At 70.8% G+C, this 17562-nt stretch carries 16 protein-coding genes; 14 read left to right on the forward strand and 2 right to left on the reverse strand.

The features are described 5' to 3' along the window. The first annotated feature begins 28 nt into the window (after positions 1–28). From ACOOHE_RS04660 to ruvC, 6 genes are all read left to right on the forward strand, one after another. Positions 29–451: a DUF4870 domain-containing protein gene (locus tag ACOOHE_RS04660; RefSeq protein ID WP_420456636.1), complete on the forward strand. Its 423-nt coding sequence runs from the start codon at positions 29–31 to the stop codon at positions 449–451. A gap of 173 nt (positions 452–624) precedes the next feature. Further along, on the forward strand, positions 625–1779 hold the full coding sequence (locus ACOOHE_RS04665) for an alanine racemase (protein WP_420456637.1): 1155 nt from the start codon (positions 625–627) through the stop codon (positions 1777–1779). Positions 1780–1946: 167 nt separating this feature from the next. Beyond that, on the forward strand, positions 1947–2084 hold the full coding sequence (locus tag ACOOHE_RS04670; RefSeq protein WP_420456638.1) for a hypothetical protein: 138 nt from the start codon (positions 1947–1949) through the stop codon (positions 2082–2084). Between the two features lie 38 nt (positions 2085–2122). After that, on the forward strand, positions 2123–3478 hold the full coding sequence (locus ACOOHE_RS04675; protein ID WP_420456639.1) for an SRPBCC family protein: 1356 nt from the start codon (positions 2123–2125) through the stop codon (positions 3476–3478). 156 nt (positions 3479–3634) lie between these two features. Continuing rightward, positions 3635–4411, forward strand: a complete 777-nt coding sequence (locus tag ACOOHE_RS04680) for a YebC/PmpR family DNA-binding transcriptional regulator (RefSeq protein ID WP_420456640.1) — start codon at positions 3635–3637, stop codon at positions 4409–4411. Positions 4412–4500: 89 nt separating this feature from the next. Then, entirely contained in the window at positions 4501–5037 is a 537-nt protein-coding gene (gene ruvC / locus ACOOHE_RS04685; RefSeq protein WP_420456641.1) for a crossover junction endodeoxyribonuclease RuvC, read from the forward strand. Positions 5038–5207: 170 nt separating this feature from the next. Here ruvC and ACOOHE_RS04690 read toward each other — a convergent pair whose 3' ends face one another. Further along, positions 5208–5489 (reverse strand): DUF4290 domain-containing protein, encoded by a 282-nt coding sequence (locus tag ACOOHE_RS04690; RefSeq protein ID WP_420456642.1) that lies wholly within the window; start codon positions 5487–5489, stop codon positions 5208–5210. Positions 5490–5578: 89 nt separating this feature from the next. On the opposite strand from ACOOHE_RS04690, the gene ACOOHE_RS04695 reads away from it, so the two are divergent. From ACOOHE_RS04695 to ACOOHE_RS04730, 8 genes are all read left to right on the forward strand, one after another. Further along, positions 5579–5872 (forward strand): hypothetical protein, encoded by a 294-nt coding sequence (locus ACOOHE_RS04695; RefSeq protein WP_420456643.1) that lies wholly within the window; start codon positions 5579–5581, stop codon positions 5870–5872. Between the two features lie 212 nt (positions 5873–6084). Continuing rightward, a complete protein-coding gene (locus ACOOHE_RS04700) occupies positions 6085–7059 on the forward strand; it encodes an ABC transporter ATP-binding protein (RefSeq protein WP_420456644.1) in 975 nt (324 codons plus the stop codon). Positions 7060–7123: 64 nt separating this feature from the next. Next, positions 7124–8392 (forward strand): ABC transporter permease, encoded by a 1269-nt coding sequence (locus ACOOHE_RS04705; protein WP_420456645.1) that lies wholly within the window; start codon positions 7124–7126, stop codon positions 8390–8392. 571 nt (positions 8393–8963) lie between these two features. Next, positions 8964–9887, forward strand: coding sequence for a hypothetical protein (locus ACOOHE_RS04710; protein ID WP_420456646.1), 924 nt, complete (start codon positions 8964–8966; stop codon positions 9885–9887). A 300-nt stretch (positions 9888–10187) separates the two neighbouring features. Next, a complete protein-coding gene (locus ACOOHE_RS04715) occupies positions 10188–14051 on the forward strand; it encodes a multifunctional oxoglutarate decarboxylase/oxoglutarate dehydrogenase thiamine pyrophosphate-binding subunit/dihydrolipoyllysine-residue succinyltransferase subunit (RefSeq protein ID WP_420456647.1) in 3864 nt (1287 codons plus the stop codon). Positions 14052–14116: 65 nt separating this feature from the next. Further along, positions 14117–14563: a hypothetical protein gene (locus ACOOHE_RS04720; RefSeq protein ID WP_420456648.1), complete on the forward strand. Its 447-nt coding sequence runs from the start codon at positions 14117–14119 to the stop codon at positions 14561–14563. Positions 14564–14795: 232 nt separating this feature from the next. Continuing rightward, positions 14796–15938: a glutamate 5-kinase gene (gene proB, locus ACOOHE_RS04725; protein WP_420456649.1), complete on the forward strand. Its 1143-nt coding sequence runs from the start codon at positions 14796–14798 to the stop codon at positions 15936–15938. Next, positions 15931–17211 carry a glutamate-5-semialdehyde dehydrogenase gene (locus ACOOHE_RS04730; protein WP_420456650.1) on the forward strand — a complete coding sequence of 427 codons (1281 nt, stop codon included), beginning with the start codon at positions 15931–15933 and terminating at the stop codon, positions 17209–17211. Before proB ends, ACOOHE_RS04730 begins: the two co-directional genes overlap by 8 nt. Positions 17212–17306: 95 nt before the next feature. Here the strand turns inward: ACOOHE_RS04730 and rpsU are convergent, their stop codons facing one another. Continuing rightward, the gene (gene rpsU, locus ACOOHE_RS04735) at positions 17307–17498 is read right to left on the reverse strand and encodes a 30S ribosomal protein S21 (RefSeq protein ID WP_233134428.1); all 192 of its coding nucleotides are present in this window, start codon (positions 17496–17498) and stop codon (positions 17307–17309) included. Between the last annotated feature and the right edge of the window lie 64 nt (positions 17499–17562).

Below are 17562 nucleotides of genomic sequence, written 5' to 3' on the forward strand. Positions count from 1 at the left end.
GGCGCCCATCCGCACACCGTCGCCCGCCATGCCCAGCACCGTCCCCCACACCGGCCCCTACGACTCCGACTTCGACGACCCGCTCTTCGACGTCGACCTCGTGGGCTACGAGCCCGACTCGCAGGAGCGCTCGACAGCCCTGCTCGCCCACCTCGCCGGCTACGCCGGGCTCGCGGTCCCCTTCGGCAGCCTGCTCGGGCCGTTCCTGGTCTACGTCCTCAAGCGCGACGAGTCGGCGTTCGTCGAGGACCAGGCGCGCGAGGCGCTCAACTTCCAGCTCACGATGGCGCTGGCGGCCCTCGTCTCCGCCGTCCTGATCGTCGTCATGGTCGGACTGGCGCTGCTGCTCGTCGTTGGCATCTGGTGGCTCGCCGGAACGGCCATCGGCGCGAGCCGCGCGAACCGGGGCGAGTGGTACCGCTACCCGGCCACCATCCGGTTCGTGAAGTAGGTCACACAAGCCGCCGGGACCGAGTATGGGGGACGGAGGACCGCCGGAGGGACCCGTCTCCGGCCTTCCGTTCCCCGTCCCCGACCTCGAAGCTTGTACCGCGCAACTCGGGTCGGGCCCTCGGATCTGAGCGCGCGGTCGTGGGGTAGGGGAGGGCCCCCGCCCCCGACCGCGTGCTCGTTTCCGACCTTCCGACCCCGGCCCTGCTCGTCGACCGCGCCCGGCTCGCGGCCAACCTCGACGCGATGCAGGCCCGGGCCGACGCGCAAGGTGTCGCGCTCCGGCCCCACGTCAAGACGCACAAGTCGCCGGCCGTCGCCCGGATGCAGGTCGAGCGGGGCGCGCGCGGGATCACCGTCGCGACGGTCGACGAGGCCGAGGCGTTCGCCGACGCCGGGTTCGACGACGTCCGGCTGGCGTCGCCCGTCGTTGGGCCGGGGAAGCTGGAGCGGCTGGCGGCACTGGCGAGTGGCACCCGAATCTCGTTCACGGTCGACTCGGTCGAGGGGGCGCACCGGGCGTCGGCCGCGTTCGCCGAGGCCGGGCGGACGGCCGAGGTGCTGATCGAGGTCGACCCCGGCTACGGCCGGTGCGGCGTCGAGTGGGACGACCGGGGCGCGCTCGCCGAGCTGGCCGCGTTCGCTCAAGGCGCCAACGCACTCCGGCTCGTCGGCCTGCTGTCGCACGGGGGCCGCGCTTACGGACCGGCCGCCGCTGGCGAGTCGCCCGACGACCTCCGCCGGCGCGTGATGGACGCCGAGCGGGACCGGGTGCTCGACGCCGCCGCGTTCCTGGTGGCCGAGGGCGCGCTCGACCCGGCCACCGCCGAGCTGTCCGTCGGCTCGACGCCCGGCGCGACCGTCTTCACGAACGCCGAGCGCGATGGGCTGACGATCACCGAGATCCGCCCCGGGACCTACGTCTTTTTCGACGCGAGACAGGTGGCCCTGGGCGCGGCCCGCTTGCAAGACTGCGCGCTCGTCTGCGTCGGCACCGTGATCTCGAAAAAGCGGTTCGACGACGGGACCGAGCGGGTCATCATCGACGCCGGCAAGAAGGCGCTGACGTCGGACTCGTGGCCAGGTCACGCGACGTTCGGGGAGGTCCTGTACAGCCCGCGCACGATGATCGCGCACCCCCACGCCGTCGTCTCGGCACTGAGCGAGGAGCACGGCTGGGTGGACACGCCGGGCGGGTCGATCTGGGACGTGGGCGACCCCGTGTTCGTCGTCCCCAACCACGCCTGCGTGGCCGTGGCCACCCGCCGCCAGCTCTACCTCGTCGACGGCGACGAGGTCGTGGACACGCTCGACGTCGTCGCCCGCTGACGGGACCGGGGCGAGACACCGGCGGCCGGCGCATCGGCGGCGCGCCCGGGGCCTGAAATGGTCGGCTCCCCTGGCGCGCTCGCGTTCCGACTCGGGCGAGAAGACCGTCTCGTCGGGCCGTCGGCACGAGTCTGCCAAGGGTACCGGTCCTGATCGACCTCGTCGCCATGAACGCGCTCAAGCCTGTCCTCCTCTGCCTCACCGCCGTCGCCGCGTTCACGGTGGCCGGGCTCGTCGGTCGGCTCGCGGACGTCTCGGAGTCGGCGGGGTCGCCCGTGGTACAGGTGGAGATCGCGCGGCGGTAGCACGCGGGGTATCGTTCGGTCCCAGCCGATCTCCGCGCATGATCTCGCTCGACACGCTCCTCCGCCGGCCGCTCGGACGCGGGCCCTACCTCGCGACTGGCCTGGGCCTGTTCGCCGTCAAGTACCTCGCCGACCGCGTGGTGAGCGAGGGCGTGTTCGGGCGCCCGTGGGACCTGTGGAGCTACCTCGACGTGACCGGCGCCGGGCGGATCCTGTCGCTCACGCCCGAGACCCGGACGTACGCGCTGTCGCTGGTGGCGATGGCGCTCCCGTTCATCGCCGTCGGGACCTGGCTCACCGTCCGACGACTGCGGACGGTCGGGCTGCCGCCCTGGCTCGTGGTCCTGTTTTTCGTGCCGGTCGTCAACCTGGTGCTGTTCACGGCCCTGTCCATCGCGCCCGACGGCCCCGCACCCAACACGACCGACGACGACGCGCCGACGTGGCTCGAACGGGTCGTGCCCGAGGGCAGGCTAGGGAGCGCTGCGCTCGCGGTCGCCGCCACCGCCGTCGGCGCGCTCGGGGTGGTCTGGGTCTCGGCCGACGCGCTGGCGTCGTACGGATGGGGCCTGTTCGTGGGCGTCCCGTTCGCGCTCGGGATGGCCGCCGCGATGCTGTACCAAGTCCACGGCCCACGCGAGATGAGCGAGGCCGTCGGCGTGGCGTGCCTGGCGGTGACGCTGCTGGCGGCCGGGATCGCCGTCGTCGCGCTGGAGGGCGTCATCTGCCTGGTGATGGCGGCGCCCATCGCCTACGCGCTCGCGTCGCTGGGCGCCGTGTTCGGCCACCTGTTCGCGAGCGGCGGGCTGGCGATCCGGCCGGCGCTGTGGGCCGTCGGCGTGGTGCCGGCCCTCGTCGGCGTCGAGGCCGCCGCCCCGCCCGTCGCCCCGCTGACGCCGGTGACGACGGCCGTCGAGATCGCCGCGCCGCCCGACGTCGTGTGGCGGCACGTGGTCGCGTTCTCCGACCTGCCCGCGCCCGACGACTGGGTGTTCGGCACCGGCATCGCCTACCCCGTCCGCGCGACGATCGACGGGTCGGGCGTCGGGGCCGTCCGCCGGTGCGAGTTCACGACGGGCGCCTTCGTCGAGCCGATCACGGTCTGGGAGCCCGGCCGCCGCCTGGCGTTCGACGTCCTGGAGCAGCCGGCGCCGATGCGCGAGCGCGGCCTGTTCGGCGATGTCCACGCGCCCCACCTCGACGGCTACTTCGTCTCCGAGCGCGGCCAGTTTTTGCTGACGGCGCTGCCCGGCGGCCGAACGCGGCTCGAGGGGACCACGTGGTACCGCCACCGGATCTGGCCCTCGGCCTACTGGCGCCTGTGGTCGGACGCCGTGCTCCACCGGATCCACGGCCGCGTGCTCGACCACGTCCGCACGCTGGCGGAGGCGTGAAGGAGTGGAGGGGAGAGGGCGGGGCGGCGGCCGTGGAAACGTCCCGGGCTGCTCGCGGCCTCATCGCTTGCGGCGGGTTCCGACGACGGACACCTTGCCCGAACCCCGAACCCCGCTTCCGTACCTTCTCGCCAGCACTCACCCTCCGAACGCGACGTGGCTGGACACAACAAGTGGTCGAAGATCAAGCGCAAGAAGGGGGCCGCCGACGCGAAGCGCTCGAAGCTCTGGGCCCGCATCACCCGCGACATGATGATCGCCGCGCGCGAGGGCGGCGGCTCGCCCGACATGAACGCCCGTCTCGCGCTCGCCGTCGACCAGGCGAAGGCGGCCAACATGCCCAAGGACACCATCGAGCGGGCCATCAAGCGGGGCACCGGCGAGATCGAGGGGGCCGACTACGAGGAGGGGACCTACGAGGGCTACGCGGCCCACGGCATCGCCGTGTTCGTCGAGACGCTCACCGACAACACGAACCGGACCGTGGCCGACTTGCGGAGCCTCTTCTCGAAGGCCGGCGGCAACCTTGGCACGTCGGGTTCGGTCGCGTTCCTGTTCGACCAGAAGGCCGTCTTCGAGGTGCCGGCCGCGCCCGAGGGCGGCGAGCCCGTCACCGAGGACGACCTGTTCCTGCTCGTGGCCGAGGCCGGCGCCGAGGATCTCCGCCGCAACGAGGGCGACGACGGGCCGGTGTTCGTCGTCGAGGCGCCCGTCGAGGCGTTCGGCGACGTCCAGGCCGCGCTCGCCGCCGCCGGCATCGAGACCGACGAGGCCGGCCTCCAGCGGATCCCCACGACCACGACCGCGCTCGACCCGTCCGCCGCCGCCTCGGTCCTCCGTCTCTTAGACCAGCTCGACGAGCACCAGGACGTCCAGGCCGTAACCTCGACGCTCGAGGTCAACGACGCCGCGCTCGCCGAGTACGAGGGGTAGGGGCGGGGGACCGGGCCGAGATGCGCAGAGGCGCTCCCCCTGCCGCCCCCGCATCCCTCCATCCCTCCGTCCCGCATCCCTCCCCCTCCATGATCGTCCTCGGCATCGACCCCGGCACGCGGACGGCCGGCTTCGGCGTGGTCGAGCTCGACGGGCGGACCGAGCGGGCCCTCGACTTCGGCACCATCGACCTGCCGGACGGGCAAGACCACACGTTGCGCCTGCGGACGATCTACGACCGGATCGTCGAGCTCGCCGACCGGCACTTGCCGGACGAGGTGGCCATCGAGGTCCCGTTCCTGGGCCAGAACGTCCAGTCGCTCCGCAAGCTCGTCCGCGTCGAGGCGACCGTGATGCTGGCGGCGATGCACCGCGAGCTCCCCGTCGCCCAGTACGCGCCGGCCGAAGTCAAGAAGGCGGTGACCGGCAAGGGGCGCGCGGCCAAGGAGCAGGTGGCCTTCATGGTCCGCGCCATCTTGAAGCTGGAGGACTCGGGCGCGCTCGACGCCTCCGACGCGCTCGCGGTCGCGCTCTGCCACGCCCGCCGCGCGCAGTCCGGCCCGGCCGCCGGCGCGCCGAAGGACTGGGCCGCGTTCATCAAGGCCAACCCGGGGCGGGTGCGGTAGCCTAGAGTGATGCCAGATTGCTCGCGGGCCGACCCCCCGCTCCCCTTCCGGTCGCTCCGCTCCCAGGTCGGGGAGCTGTCCCCCTCGAAGGGGGACCGTCCGTCCGCCCGCTGAGCGGAGCGAGGGGCGGACGGACGGGGGGTCCGGCCCACGACCGAAGGGTCATGACACTACCGCTCGCTCAGCCCCCGCTCCTCGTCCCGCACGCGGACGACGTCGGCGACCTCGGCCCGGTCGAGCGTCTGGTTGCTGAGGGCGACGGCGAGCTCGGCGACCTGGTCGGCCTTCTGGGGCGCCTGGCTCCACTCGGGGTGGGCCCCCTCGATCAGCGAGACCAGGATCCGGACGTAGGGGAACCGCTCGGCCGGCGACGCGAGCGCGCCCGTGGCCTCGGCGAACAGCTGGGCGTTCCGGCCGACCTGGCGGTCGAGGATGCGGCGGTCGTAGACCATGAGGGGAGGGGGGAGGAGATCCCGGAGCCGGGCGGCCCCTATACTACCGTGCGCCGCCGGCAGTTCGGTGAGGCGCCCCGACCGGACCCGTGACCACCGACTCCGCCACCGTCTATCCCAACCCGCGCCCGCCGTACCGGCTGGAGCTGCTCCCGGTCGTGCCCCCGTTCTACCGGCGGGCTCGGGCCTCGGAGGTCCACCCCGGCGAGCTGGTCTACTACGGCCCGGCGCCCGCGTTCTACGGCGTCGGCGAGGTGGTGTCGCAGACCGAGAAGCACGTGCTCGTCGACTTCCGGGGGACCGGCCAGCTCGGCGTCCACCAGGAGACGTTGGAGCCCCAGTACGTCCTGCCGATCCCCGACGACCGGGTGGGGCTGATTTAGGGGTCGGGCGGGTTCAGCGGGTCGGGCGAGGTGTGCAGGTCGGAGTCGAGGCGAACCTGCCGACCCTCCAGACCTCCAGGTTCAGACTGAGGCGTAGGAGAAAGGAGGAGGCGGCATGGGCGTCGAGGGTGCGGCGCCCGGGGAGACCGGAGTAACCTCCGCCGGGTCGGTCCGTAGCGCGCCCTGCCCGTCTCCTCCGCCTCCCCGCCCGCATGACCTCCGCCCTCCGCCTCGACCACGTGACCAAGCGGTACGGAGACACGGTCGCCGTGAACGACGTCTCGCTCGTGGCCGAGCCCGGGCGGCTGTTCGGGCTGCTCGGCCCGAACGGGGCCGGCAAGACGTCGACCATCCGGATGGTCACCCACATCACGACGCCCGACGCCGGCACGATCACGCTCGGTGGCGAGCCGGTCGGCCCGGCGACGCAGGCCCAGATGGGGTACCTCCCCGAGGAGCGCGGGCTCTACCGCAAGCTCAAGGTCGGCGAGCAGTTGGTGTACCTCGCCCGCCTCAAGGGGATGGCCGAGCCCGACGCCAAGGCCGCCGTCCGCCGCTGGCTCGACCGGTTCGACGGGCTGGAGTGGGCCGGCAAGAAGACCGAGGAGCTGTCGAAGGGGATGCAGCAGAAGGTCCAGTTTATCTCGACCGTCGTCCACGACCCGACGCTGGTGATCCTGGACGAGCCGTTCTCGGGCCTCGACCCGATCAACGCCGACCTGCTCGTCGAGGTCATCGGCGAGCTCCGAGAGGCCGGCCGGACGGTCCTGTTCGCGAGCCACCGGATGGAGTCCGTCGAGGCCTTGTGCGACGACCTGTGCCTGATGGCCGGCGGGCGCGTCGTGCTGAGCGGCGGGCTGAGGGAGGTCAAGCGTCGGTTCGGCCGCGACACGGTCTCGGTCGCCTTCGACGGCGACGGCCGCTGGCTCGACGGCCTCGTCGCCGCCGACGCCGTCCGCGTGCTGAGCCGGACCGACGGGCTGGTCTCGGTCCGCCTCGCGGGCGCGGCCCCGCACGACGTGCTCGAAGCCGCGCTGGCGGGCGGCGTCGAGGTCGACCGGTTCGAGGTCCACGAGCCGCCGCTCGCCGACATCTTCCGACAAGCGGTGGCCGGGAGTTCAGAGTTCGGAGTTCAGAGTTCGCAAGGGCCATCAGCGGTGCCAGAATCTGCGAGTCATGTGACGTGACCGAGCCCGCCGACGACGAGCAACTCCGAGGTCCAACTCCGAACGCTGAACTCCGAACTCATCCATGAACAAGACCCTCCTCATCGCGACCAGCGAGTACCTCCGGCGCGTCCGCTCGAAGTGGTTCGTGGTCGCGACGCTGGCCGTCCCGCTGCTGGCGCTGGCCGTGTTCGCGCTGCCGATGCTGGCGTTCTCGGACGACGGCGAGGCCGACCGCGTGGCGATCCTGGACGAGGCCGGGCTCGCGGGCTCCGTGGCCGACGCGCTCGGCGACCGGGCCACCGTCGAGGTCGCCGACGCCCCGCTCGACACGTTGCGCGCCCGCGTGCTCGACGGCGACCTCGACGGCGTGCTGGTCCTGCCGGCCGGGCTCGTCGCAGGCGACGACGGGGTGCGCGCCCGCTACTTCGCCCGGGGCGGGCTCGACGCCGGCGACGGCGTGGGCGGGGCCGTCCGCGAGGCCGTCCGCCGAGCGCGTGCCCAAGCGGCCGGCGCGAGCCCCGAGGCCGTCGCTGCCTACGAGTCCGGCGTCGAGCTCGACCGCGTCACCGTCAGCGCCGACGGCGACGAGACCGACGCGGCGTTCGGGCGCTACATGCTCGCCAACCTGCTCAGTCTGCTCATGTACCTCGCCATCCTGGTGTTCGGCATGATGGTGATGCGCGGCGTGATCGAGGAGAAGTCCAACCGGATCGTCGAGGTGGTCGCCTCCAGCGTCCGCCCGTTCGAGCTGATGATGGGGAAGGTGCTCGGGATCGGGGCCGTCGGGCTGTCCCAGCTTCTCGCGTGGGGCGTCCTGACGTTCGGGATCAGCGTGGCCGCCGGCCCGCTCTTGCTCGCCCTCGCGCCCGACGCCGCCGGCGACGCCCCGGCCGACGCGCCGTTCGGGCCCGACATGATCTCGGGGATGCTCTCGCCCGGCCTCTTGGTCGCGTTCGTCCTGTTCTTCTTGGGCGGCTACCTGTTGTACTCGAGCCTGTTCGCCGCCGTCGGCAGCGCGGTCGACCAGGAGTCCGACGCGCAGAGCTTGCAGACGGTCGTGGTGCTCCCCATCATGATCCCGATCTTCTTCCTCACGTTCGTCGCCAACGACCCCGACGGCGGCCTCAGCCTGTTCCTGACGCTGTTCCCTCTGACGTCGCCGATCTTGATGGTCGTCCGGATGGCCGTCGCCGACGTGCCCGTGTGGCAGGTCGCGCTGTCGCTGGCGCTGCTCGCCGCCGCGTTCGTCGGGATGATCGCGCTGGCGGCCCGGGTCTACCGCGTCGGCATCCTGATGTACGGGAAGAAGCCGTCGCTGGCCGACCTGTGGCGCTGGGTGCGGACGGCGTGAGGCTCGCTGGGCTCGCGGGAATGGGGAACGGGGGAATGGGAATGGGCAGAGGTCTGGGACAGGGCTATCGCAGACTCCCCAAGTGTGTCATCCTGAGCCCGCGAAGGCATGTCCTGAGCGGAGCCGAAGGGATCTCGACTCGGGCTCCCAGGACTCCAGTACCGGTCCTGGAAGCCTGATGGTTCGGCGTTGAGATCCTTCACGTGCGTTGGCTGCGCCGTCGCTTCGCGGTCAGGATGACAAGGAGGGCGGACCGAGATGAGGATGGAGCCGAGGTTGCGATCGCCCTGAGGTCTGGGATGGGAGACGGGGATACGATGGATCATGTCCGTACGGGTGCCCGTGAGTCGGCGCGACTCGGGCCGTTTCCGACTCCCCTGCCGTAGGGGCACGACTCGTCGTGTCCACCCGCCGACCTCGGAGACGACTGGCGGTTGCAGTTCGGCGGCAACTGTGGCGGAGTCGTGTCGGCCGTCCGTCGGTCGTGCGGCATCGGGGCCGGGGCAGACGAACCGGGCCGATGCGTCCGTACCGTCCGCCCACCAGACGTCCCCCCACTTTCCCCATCGTCATGACTCGACTCTCCGACTTTCTTCACCGCGCCGGTCTGGCCGCCGTGCTCGGGCTCGCTGTGGCCGTCGCTGCCGACGCCCAGCCGGCGGACCGCGGGCTCGACGCGCGCCTCGACCGGCTCGCCCAAGGCCTCGACCTCTCGGCCGAGCAGTCCGCCGCCCTCGACGCGCTCGCGACGCAGTACGCCCAAGCCGACCGCGCCGACCTGTGGGCCGCCGCCGCCCAAGCGTCGTCCATCCTGACCGACGCCCAGATCGACCAGCTCCAGCAGGCCGTCGCCGAGCGCCGCGGCGAGCGGGGCCAGGTGCGTCCGCGCGGTGAGCGCGGCCATCGTAGCGGTCGCGCCCATCGTGGCGACCGCCCTGGCCGCGGCGAGCGCGCGGATCGTGGGCTCGACGACGCCCAGCGCCAGGCCCTGCGCGAGATCCGCGCCGACGTCCGCGCCCAGGCCGAGGCGCTGGCGGACCAACTCCGCCAGGGCTCGCTCAGCGACGACGAGTTCCGCGCCCGGACGCGGGCGCTCCGTGAGGAGGGGATGCGCCGGAGCGCCGAGGTGCTGCCGGCCGAGGCCGCCGCTCAGCTCGCCGAGCGCCAGGCCCAGCGCCAAGCCGTCGAGGCGGCTCGCGAGAAAGCCCTCGGCCTAACTGCCGCCCAGAAGGAGCAGCTCGAGGCCCGCCGCGTCGAGCGCGTCCGCGAGTCTGAGGGGCGGCCCGACCTCCGCCCGTTCTTGGACGCCGACGGCCGGCTCGACCGCCGAGCGCTCGGCGAGGCCATGCGCGAGCGGCGCGAGGCGATGCGCGAGGCCCGAGGCGAGCGCGACGAGATCCTCACCGAGGACCAGCAGGACGTCGCCTTCCTGTACGGCGCGCTGGCCGGCGGTCGGCACGGTCGCGGACATCGGGGCGGGCGACGAGGCCGCTGACCCCGGCCTCCTGGCTCCTCCCACGACGGGCCGCTCCGACAACGGGGCGGCCCGCCGTCGTTGGGGCTCGCGGCCAGGGCAAGCGCGTTCTCGGCTCGCGGCTCGGAGACGGGGTCGGAGGATGGGCGTGTGGGCGTGAATTCCCCACACTTCTCTTCCCACACTCTGACTCCGGCTCGCGGACTGAAGAATGCGCCCGCCCCGGGCTCGCGGCGTCTTTGGGAATCCGTCTTCGGGCGCGGCGCGTACCTTTGGAACGCCGTCCTACGCCTCTTTTTCGGCCACACCCGGCCGCCCAGCATGTTCGGATTCAACAGCGGTTACGTCGAGGACCTCTACGCCCAGTACCGGCAGAACCCGGAGTCCGTCAGCGAGAGCTGGCGCGAGTTCTTCGCCGACTTCGACCCGGGCCCGACGCACGCCGCGACGATCGGCGCCGACGCCTCGGACTCGGACGCGAAGGCGCGGATGATCGCCGCCGACCAGGCCGAGACCGACCGCCGCCACCTCGCCGACCGTCGCGAAGGCGCGCGGGAGACCACCGACCGACGCCAGCAGGCGCCGAGCGGCGACGGCGCCCCCACGCCCAAGCCGGTCGGGCAACAGCCGGGCGGTCAGCCCGCGGCGCCCGCGCCGCCCGCGCCGCCGCCCGCCCCCTCGAACGGCACGGCGGCTCCGGCCGAGCTGCCGGCCCGGCTGGCGGCGCCCGAGATCTCGCTGCCCGAAGGCGCCGAGACGTCTGCGATCAAGGGCGTCGGCGCGCGGATCGTCGAGAACATGGAGGCCAGCCTGACCATCCCGACGGCCACGTCGGTGCGGGAGATCGCGGTCAAGCTGCTGTCCGAGAACCGCCGCCTCATCAACCGGCACCAGAAGCGGGTCGGCGGCGACAAGGTCTCGTTCACGCACCTGATCGCGTTCGCCATCATCCGGGCGCTGGAGGCCGTCCCGTCGATGAAGGCCGCGTTCCGCGAGAACGAGGGCGCGCCTGAGCGGATCGACCCGGCCACGACGGCGTTCGGCTTGGCCATCGACATCGAGAAGCGGGGGAAGCGCCAGCTCATGGTGCCCAACGTGAAGGACGCGGGCGGGCTCCGGTTCGCCGAGTTCCTGGGCGCGTACAACGACATCGTCAAGCGCGCCCGCGACGGGGCCCTCACCCTCGACGACTTTGCCGGGACCACGGCCACGCTGACCAACCCGGGCGGCATCGGGACCCAGATGAGCGTGCCGCGGCTGATGCCGGGCCAGAGCGTGATCGTCGCCGTTGGCGGGATCGGGTACCCGCCGGAGTACGCCGGCATGGACGCGGGCGAGCTGTCGCGGCTGGGCCTGAGCCCGGTCATGACGATGACCTCGACCTACGACCACCGCGTCATCCAGGGGGCCGAGTCCGGCGAGTTCCTCAACCGGATCGCGGCGCTGCTCGGCGGCGAGGACGGGTTCTACGAGGACGTGTTCGAGAGCCTGGGCCTCCACACACCCCCGTTCCGCGTCCGGGCCGACTCGACGCCGTCGCTCGGCGTCGGCCGGCGGGCGCCCAAGATCGAGAAGCAGGCCCGGGTCTACGAGCTCATCCGCGCCTACCGCGTGCGTGGCCACCTCTTGGCCGACACGAACCCGCTCGGCTACGAGCCCCGCAACCACACCGAGCTCGACCCGGCCAGCTACGGGCTGACGGTGTGGGACCTCGACCGCGAGTTCCTGACCGGCGGGATGGCCGGCGTCGGCGGGGGGCTGGCGGGGAACCAGAAGATGCCGCTCCGCGACATCTTGGACACGCTGTGGGACACGTACACCGGCCACGTCGGGAGCGAGTTCATGCACCTCTCGTCGCCCCAGGAAAAGCGGTGGCTCATCGAGCGGATCGAGCCCCAGCAGTTTAGGGAGCCCATCGATACGGCGCGCAAAAAGCGGATCTTCGAGAAGCTCAACGAGGCCGAGGCGCTCGAGCAGTTTATCCACACCAAGTACATCGGCCACAAGCGGTTCTCCCTAGAGGGCGCCGAGACGATGATCCCGCTCTTGGACGCCGTGCTGAGCGACGCGGCCGACCAGGAGGCCGAGGAGGTCGTGATCGGGATGGCCCACCGGGGGCGCCTCAACGTGCTCACGAACATCCTGGGCAAGCCCTACGACAAGGTGTTCAGCGAGTTCGAAGGGACCGTCGACCCCGAGGCCGTCCACGGCTCGGGCGACGTGAAGTACCACCTCGGCCAGTACGGGACCCACACGTCGCCGAACGGGTCGACGACCGAGCTCACGCTGGCGTCGAACCCGTCGCACTTGGAGGCGGTCAACCCGGTCGTCGAGGGGATGGTGCGGGCCAAGCAGCAGCGGATCGTCGAGGCCAACCTGGACGCGAGCGAGAAGCTCTTGCGCGACCGCGTGCTGCCGGTCCTCATCCACGGCGACGCCGCGTTCGCCGGCCAGGGCGTCGTGGCCGAGACGCTCAACCTGTCGCAACTGGAGGGCTACCGGACGGGCGGGACGGTCCACCTCGTGGTGAACAACCAGATCGGGTTCACGACGTTGCCGATGCACAGCCGGTCATCGGCCTACGCGACCGACATCGCGCGGATGATCCAGGCGCCCATCTTCCACGTCAACGGCGACGACCCCGAGGCGGCCGTCCGCGTGGCGCGGCTGGCGCTGGACTACCGGAACGTGTTCAACAAGGACGTCGTGATCGACCTGGTGTGCTACCGGAAGTACGGCCACAACGAGGGCGACGAGCCGAGCTACACGCAGCCGCTGATGTACGAGGAGATCGGGTCGCACCGGTCGGTCCGCAAGCTGTACCTCGAGCTGCTGCTCCGCCGCGGCGAGCTGACGCCCCAAGAGGCCGAGTCCATCCTGGACGACTTCAAGGGCATCCTCGACTACGCCTTCGAGGTGACCAAGGACCTCGCCGAGCAGCGGAAGGACTTGCAGCCGGTCTCGGCCCCTGTCCACGTCGAGCCCGACGAGGACGTCGACACGACGGCGACCCGGGAGGCGCTGACGCAGGTGATGGAGGCCGTCGTCGGCCTGCCGGACGACTTCGAGGTCCACAAGAAGCTGGCGCGGCTCGTCGTCGACAAGCGGCGCGAGCAGTTCGAGACGGGGGCCATCGACTGGGCGTTCGCCGAGGCGCTGGCGTTCGGGACGCTGCTGCTGGAGGGGACGCCGGTCCGGCTGAGTGGGCAGGACTCGGGGCGCGGCACGTTCAGCCAGCGCCACGCCATCCTGTACGACCAGCAGGACGCCCACCGCTACCTCCCGCTCAACCACGTCGCCCCGGGCGGGCCGGGCGAGGGCCAGGCCCGGTTCCAGGTCTACGACTCGCTGCTGAGCGAGTACGCCGCGCTCGGCTTCGAGTACGGCTACACCGTCGCCGACGCCCAAGCGCTGGTGCTGTGGGAGGGCCAGTTCGGCGACTTCGTCAACGGGGCCCAGATCATGATCGACCAGTTCGTCACGGCGGCCGAGGCCAAGTGGGGCCAGACGTCGTCGCTGGTGATGCTGCTGCCGCACGGGTACGAGGGCCAGGGCCCGGAGCACTCGTCGGGCCGGCTGGAGCGGTTCCTCCAGGCGTGCGCCGAGGACAACTTGATCGTCGGCAACTTCTCGACGCCGGCCAACTACTTCCACGCGCTCCGGCGCCAGGTCAAGCGCGGGGCCAAGAAGCCGCTCGTCCTGATGACGCCGAAGTCGCTCCTGCGCCACCCACAGGCCGTCGCGAACGTCGATGAGCTGGCCGACGGCGCGTTCCGCCCGTTCATCGCGGGCGACCGGCCCGGCGCCGGGCGCCTCGTGATCTGCTCGGGCAAGGTGGTCTACGACGTGCTCAAGGCGCGCGAGGCGCTCGACGACCCGGCCTCGGTCTCGGTCGCCCGGCTCGAGCAGTTCTACCCGTTTCCCGAGGACGCCGTCCGGGAGGAACTGGCGCGGTTCCAGAGCAAGCCGGTCGTCTGGCTCCAGGAGGAGCCGGCCAACATGGGCGCGTGGACGTTCGTCCGCCCCCGGCTCGACGACCTGCTCGAAGAGATCACCGGCGGCTGCTCGCAGCGCGTGGTCTACGCCGGCCGCCGCGCCGCCGCCAGCCCGGCCACGGGCTCGGCCAAGGTCCACGCCGCCGAGCAGGCTCAGATCCTGGCCGACGCCCTCGGGGTCAATGCCTGAGCCCGGCCGCGTCGACCGGACGGTCCGTTCTGTCACCTCGCCGTTTGGAAAATACAGTACTGTCTATGTCTGTCGAGCCTAATAAAAAATTTTCAGATAACAAGATCATAAGATTTGAAATATCAAAATGTATACAAGGTTTAAAGCAAATGATAGATTTACTTGAAGAGTCACTACTAAATGAATCTATCGATCTCAATAAATCTTTCGCAATTATAAAAGATGCAAACATACATTATATAAATGCTTGTTCGGGTATGATGTACAACATAAAAATAGATCCAACAGGAGCAAAGATAAGAAAGTTAAATAGAAAAAAGAATGAGTTGGAGCATGGTATTTCATATTGCCACGAAGAGATAAGAAAGATCAATAGGAGGCGTACTGATGATTGGGAGATAAATTCAAGAATAGATCAATCAATCGGAAGTTGGCAGACTTATATTGAAGATCAAAGAGAACAGTTGGATCGAATCAAGGAAGAGTTATTAATACTTGAAAAAGATAAGTAAAAGTATTTAATAAAACTTGATCTTGTAGTTCATCACACTAGATATATCATAATAGTATAACATAAGATATGAATGTGTCATTATAAGATTGCGATCGGTATGTGCAGCTATTCTGCGAGATCTAGTGAAGCCCGTCTGGGTTGACAGGGCGACCCGACCCAGAACCGATGCCTGGGGCACCGTGGGGTAGTTCCATCCCTGTTAACCTGCGAGAGCCCCGCCATATATCCCGATGATTGGCTTCCACTCGTCCAACGCGACACCGCTCCAGCCGTGGGCGCGCGCCGTCGTCAAGGTGGGAAGCGCGCTCGTGGCGCCGGACGGGCCGCCGAGCGACACGCACCTCGGCGCCATCGCCCGGTTCGTGATCGCCAGTCGGGTGGTCGGGCGCGAGGTCATCGTCGTGTCGTCGGGCGCGGTCGCGGCGGGGCTGGCGGCCACCGGTGGACGGCGGCCCCGGACGATCCCCGAGAAGCAGGCGCTGGCGGCCATCGGCCAGCCCCGGCTGATGGCGCTGTGGGGCGACCTCCTCGACGCGCCCGTCGCCCAGGTGCTGCTGACGCACGACGACCTGGTCCACCGCGACCGCTTCCTCAACGCCCGGGCTACGCTCGCCGAGCTGCTGGCGCGCGGCGTCGTCCCCGTCGTCAACGAGAACGACACCGTCGCCGTCGACGAGCTCCGGGTGGGCGACAACGACAACCTCGCGGCCCACGTGGCCGTCCTGGCCGGCGCCGATCTCCTGGTGATCCTGTCCGACGTGGCCGGCCTCTTCGACGCCGACCCCCGCGTGACGCCCGGCGCGCGCTTGGTGCCCGTCGTGGACCGGGTGGACGCGGCCGTCCGCGCGATGGCCGGCGGCGCGGGCACGGTCTCAGCCACGGGCGGGATGCGGACCAAGGTGGAGGCGGCCGAGAAGGCGACGGCCCGAGGCATCGACACGGTGGTGCTCAACGGGACCGACGCCGCCCGGCTCGGTGCGCTCGCGGAGGGGCGGGTGCACGGGACGCTGTTCCGCGCCCTGAGCCCGCCGCTGGCGGCCCGCAAACACTGGCTGCTCCACGCGACGCCCGTCGCCGGCCGAGTCGTCGTCGATGAGGGGGCCGCCCGGGCGCTCCGCGAGCGGGGCGCGTCGCTGCTCGCGTCCGGCGTCGTCGCCGTCGCGGGTGGCTTCTCCCGGGCCGACCCAGTCGAGATCGCCGACCCGACCGGGGCCGTGCTCGGGCGTGGGATCGTCCGGGTCGCCGCCCACGAGCTCGACCGCGTCCGCGGGCGCCGGAGCGCCGACGTCGAGGCCGAGCTCGGCTTTTCCGGCCCCGCCGTCGTCGTCCACCGTGACGACCTTGCCCTCATCGACCCCCGCTCCGATGACTGACACCGACTCGCTCCAAGACCTCGTCGCCGCCTGCAAAGCGGCCTCCCGCCAGGTCGCCGGGCTCTCGACCGACGTCAAGAACCGCGCGCTGGGCCGGATGGCCGACGCGCTCGTCGCCCACGAGACCGCCATCTTGGAGGCCAACGCCCGCGACCTCGACGCCGCGGCCGAGCGCGGCCTGTCGGACGCGATGACGGACCGGCTTCGGCTCACGCCCGAGCGGATCCAAAAGATGGCCGACGCGCTGGGCGAGGTGGCCGGGTTCGACGACCCCGTGGGCCAGGTGTCGGACGTGCGGCGCCGGCCGAGCGGGATCGAGGTCGGCCGGATGCGGGTGCCGCTGGGCGTGATCGCAATGATCTACGAGGCGCGGCCCAACGTGACGTCGGACGCGGCCGGTCTGTGCTTCAAGGCCGGCAACGCGGTCGTCTTGCGGGGCGGCTCCGAGGCGGCGTGGTCGAACCGAGCCGTCGCCGCGGCGCTCCACGACGCGCTCGCGGCCGAAGGGCTCGACCCCGCCGCCGTCACGCTCGTGCCCACCACCGACCGCGACGCGATCAAAGACCTGGTCCGGATGAGCGACCACCTCGACCTGGTGATCCCGCGGGGCGGGGAGGGGCTGATCCGGTTCGTCGACGAGCACAGCCGGGTGCCGGTCATCAAGCACTACAAGGGCGTCTGCCACCTGTTCGTGGACGAGACGGCCGACCTCGACGTCGCGCTCGACCTCCTGCTCGATGGGAAGCTGTCGCGGCCCGGCGTCTGCAACGCGCTCGAAACGCTGCTCGTCCACGAGTCCGTCGCCGCCGGCTTCCTGCCCCGCGCGCACGCCGAGCTGGCGGCGAATGGCGGCGAGATGCGGGGCGACGAGACCACCCGCCAGATCCTGGGCGGCGGCGTCGCCCCGGCCACCGACGACGACTACCACGCCGAGTACCTCGCGCCCATCGTGGCCGTCCGCGTGGTCGATGGGCTCGACGCCGCGCTCGACCACGTCGCCCGGTACGGGTCGCAGCACACTGAGGTGATCGCGACCGAGAGCGTAGGGTCGGCCCGCCGCTGGGTGCGGGAGGTCGATGCGTCGGTCGTGCTCGTCAACGCCTCGTCGCGGTTCTCGGACGGCGGCGAGCTGGGCCTGGGCGCCGAGATCGGCATCTCAACGACCAAGCTCCACGCCTTCGGCCCGATGGGGCTGGAGGCGCTGACGACGCAGAAGTTCGTCGTCCACGGGGCGGGCGAGACGCGGCACGCCGTCCCGCCACGCGCGAGCTGACCGCGCCTCCCAAACGCACGACGCCCGCCCCGGACCTCGTCCAGAGCGGGCGCAGACAGTTCGGCGACGGGCGGCAGGCGCCCGGGCCGGGTCGGCTAGTAGCGGCGGCGGTTGGCGCGGCGGGCCTTCTTGGCCGCCTCCTTCCGCTCCTCGCGCTTGACGGCCGAGGGCTTCGTGTAGGCCATGTTCTCGCGGTACGTCCGCAGGACGCGAGCGCGGTTGACGGTCCGCTTGAAGCGGCGGAGGGCGCGGTCGATGGACTCCTTGTCGCGTACTTTGATGCCGATGGCCAAGGCGATACCTGTCTGTGAGTGGGTGGGGCGGGCGCGTGCCGGGTGCAACCGACAAAGC

This window comes from Rubrivirga sp., assembly GCF_965213695.1.
Classification (GTDB): Bacteria; Bacteroidota; Rhodothermia; order Rhodothermales; family Rubricoccaceae; genus Rubrivirga.

Excerpts from the sequence above, each read along its gene's own strand:
- ACOOHE_RS04660 (WP_420456636.1), top strand. The coding sequence starts at position 29 with ATGCCCAGCACCGTCCCCCACACCGGCCCCTACGACTCCGACTTCGAC.
- ACOOHE_RS04670 (WP_420456638.1), top strand. The coding sequence starts at position 1,947 with ATGAACGCGCTCAAGCCTGTCCTCCTCTGCCTCACCGCCGTCGCCGCG.
- ACOOHE_RS04675 (WP_420456639.1), top strand. The coding sequence starts at position 2,123 with ATGATCTCGCTCGACACGCTCCTCCGCCGGCCGCTCGGACGCGGGCCC.
- ruvC (WP_420456641.1), top strand. The coding sequence starts at position 4,501 with ATGATCGTCCTCGGCATCGACCCCGGCACGCGGACGGCCGGCTTCGGC.
- ACOOHE_RS04690 (WP_420456642.1), bottom strand. The coding sequence starts at position 5,489 with ATGGTCTACGACCGCCGCATCCTCGACCGCCAGGTCGGCCGGAACGCC.
- ACOOHE_RS04700 (WP_420456644.1), top strand. The coding sequence starts at position 6,085 with ATGACCTCCGCCCTCCGCCTCGACCACGTGACCAAGCGGTACGGAGAC.
- ACOOHE_RS04705 (WP_420456645.1), top strand. The coding sequence starts at position 7,124 with ATGAACAAGACCCTCCTCATCGCGACCAGCGAGTACCTCCGGCGCGTC.
- ACOOHE_RS04710 (WP_420456646.1), top strand. The coding sequence starts at position 8,964 with ATGACTCGACTCTCCGACTTTCTTCACCGCGCCGGTCTGGCCGCCGTG.
- ACOOHE_RS04715 (WP_420456647.1), top strand. The coding sequence starts at position 10,188 with ATGTTCGGATTCAACAGCGGTTACGTCGAGGACCTCTACGCCCAGTAC.
- ACOOHE_RS04720 (WP_420456648.1), top strand. The coding sequence starts at position 14,117 with ATGTCTGTCGAGCCTAATAAAAAATTTTCAGATAACAAGATCATAAGA.
- proB (WP_420456649.1), top strand. The coding sequence starts at position 14,796 with ATGATTGGCTTCCACTCGTCCAACGCGACACCGCTCCAGCCGTGGGCG.
- ACOOHE_RS04730 (WP_420456650.1), top strand. The coding sequence starts at position 15,931 with ATGACTGACACCGACTCGCTCCAAGACCTCGTCGCCGCCTGCAAAGCG.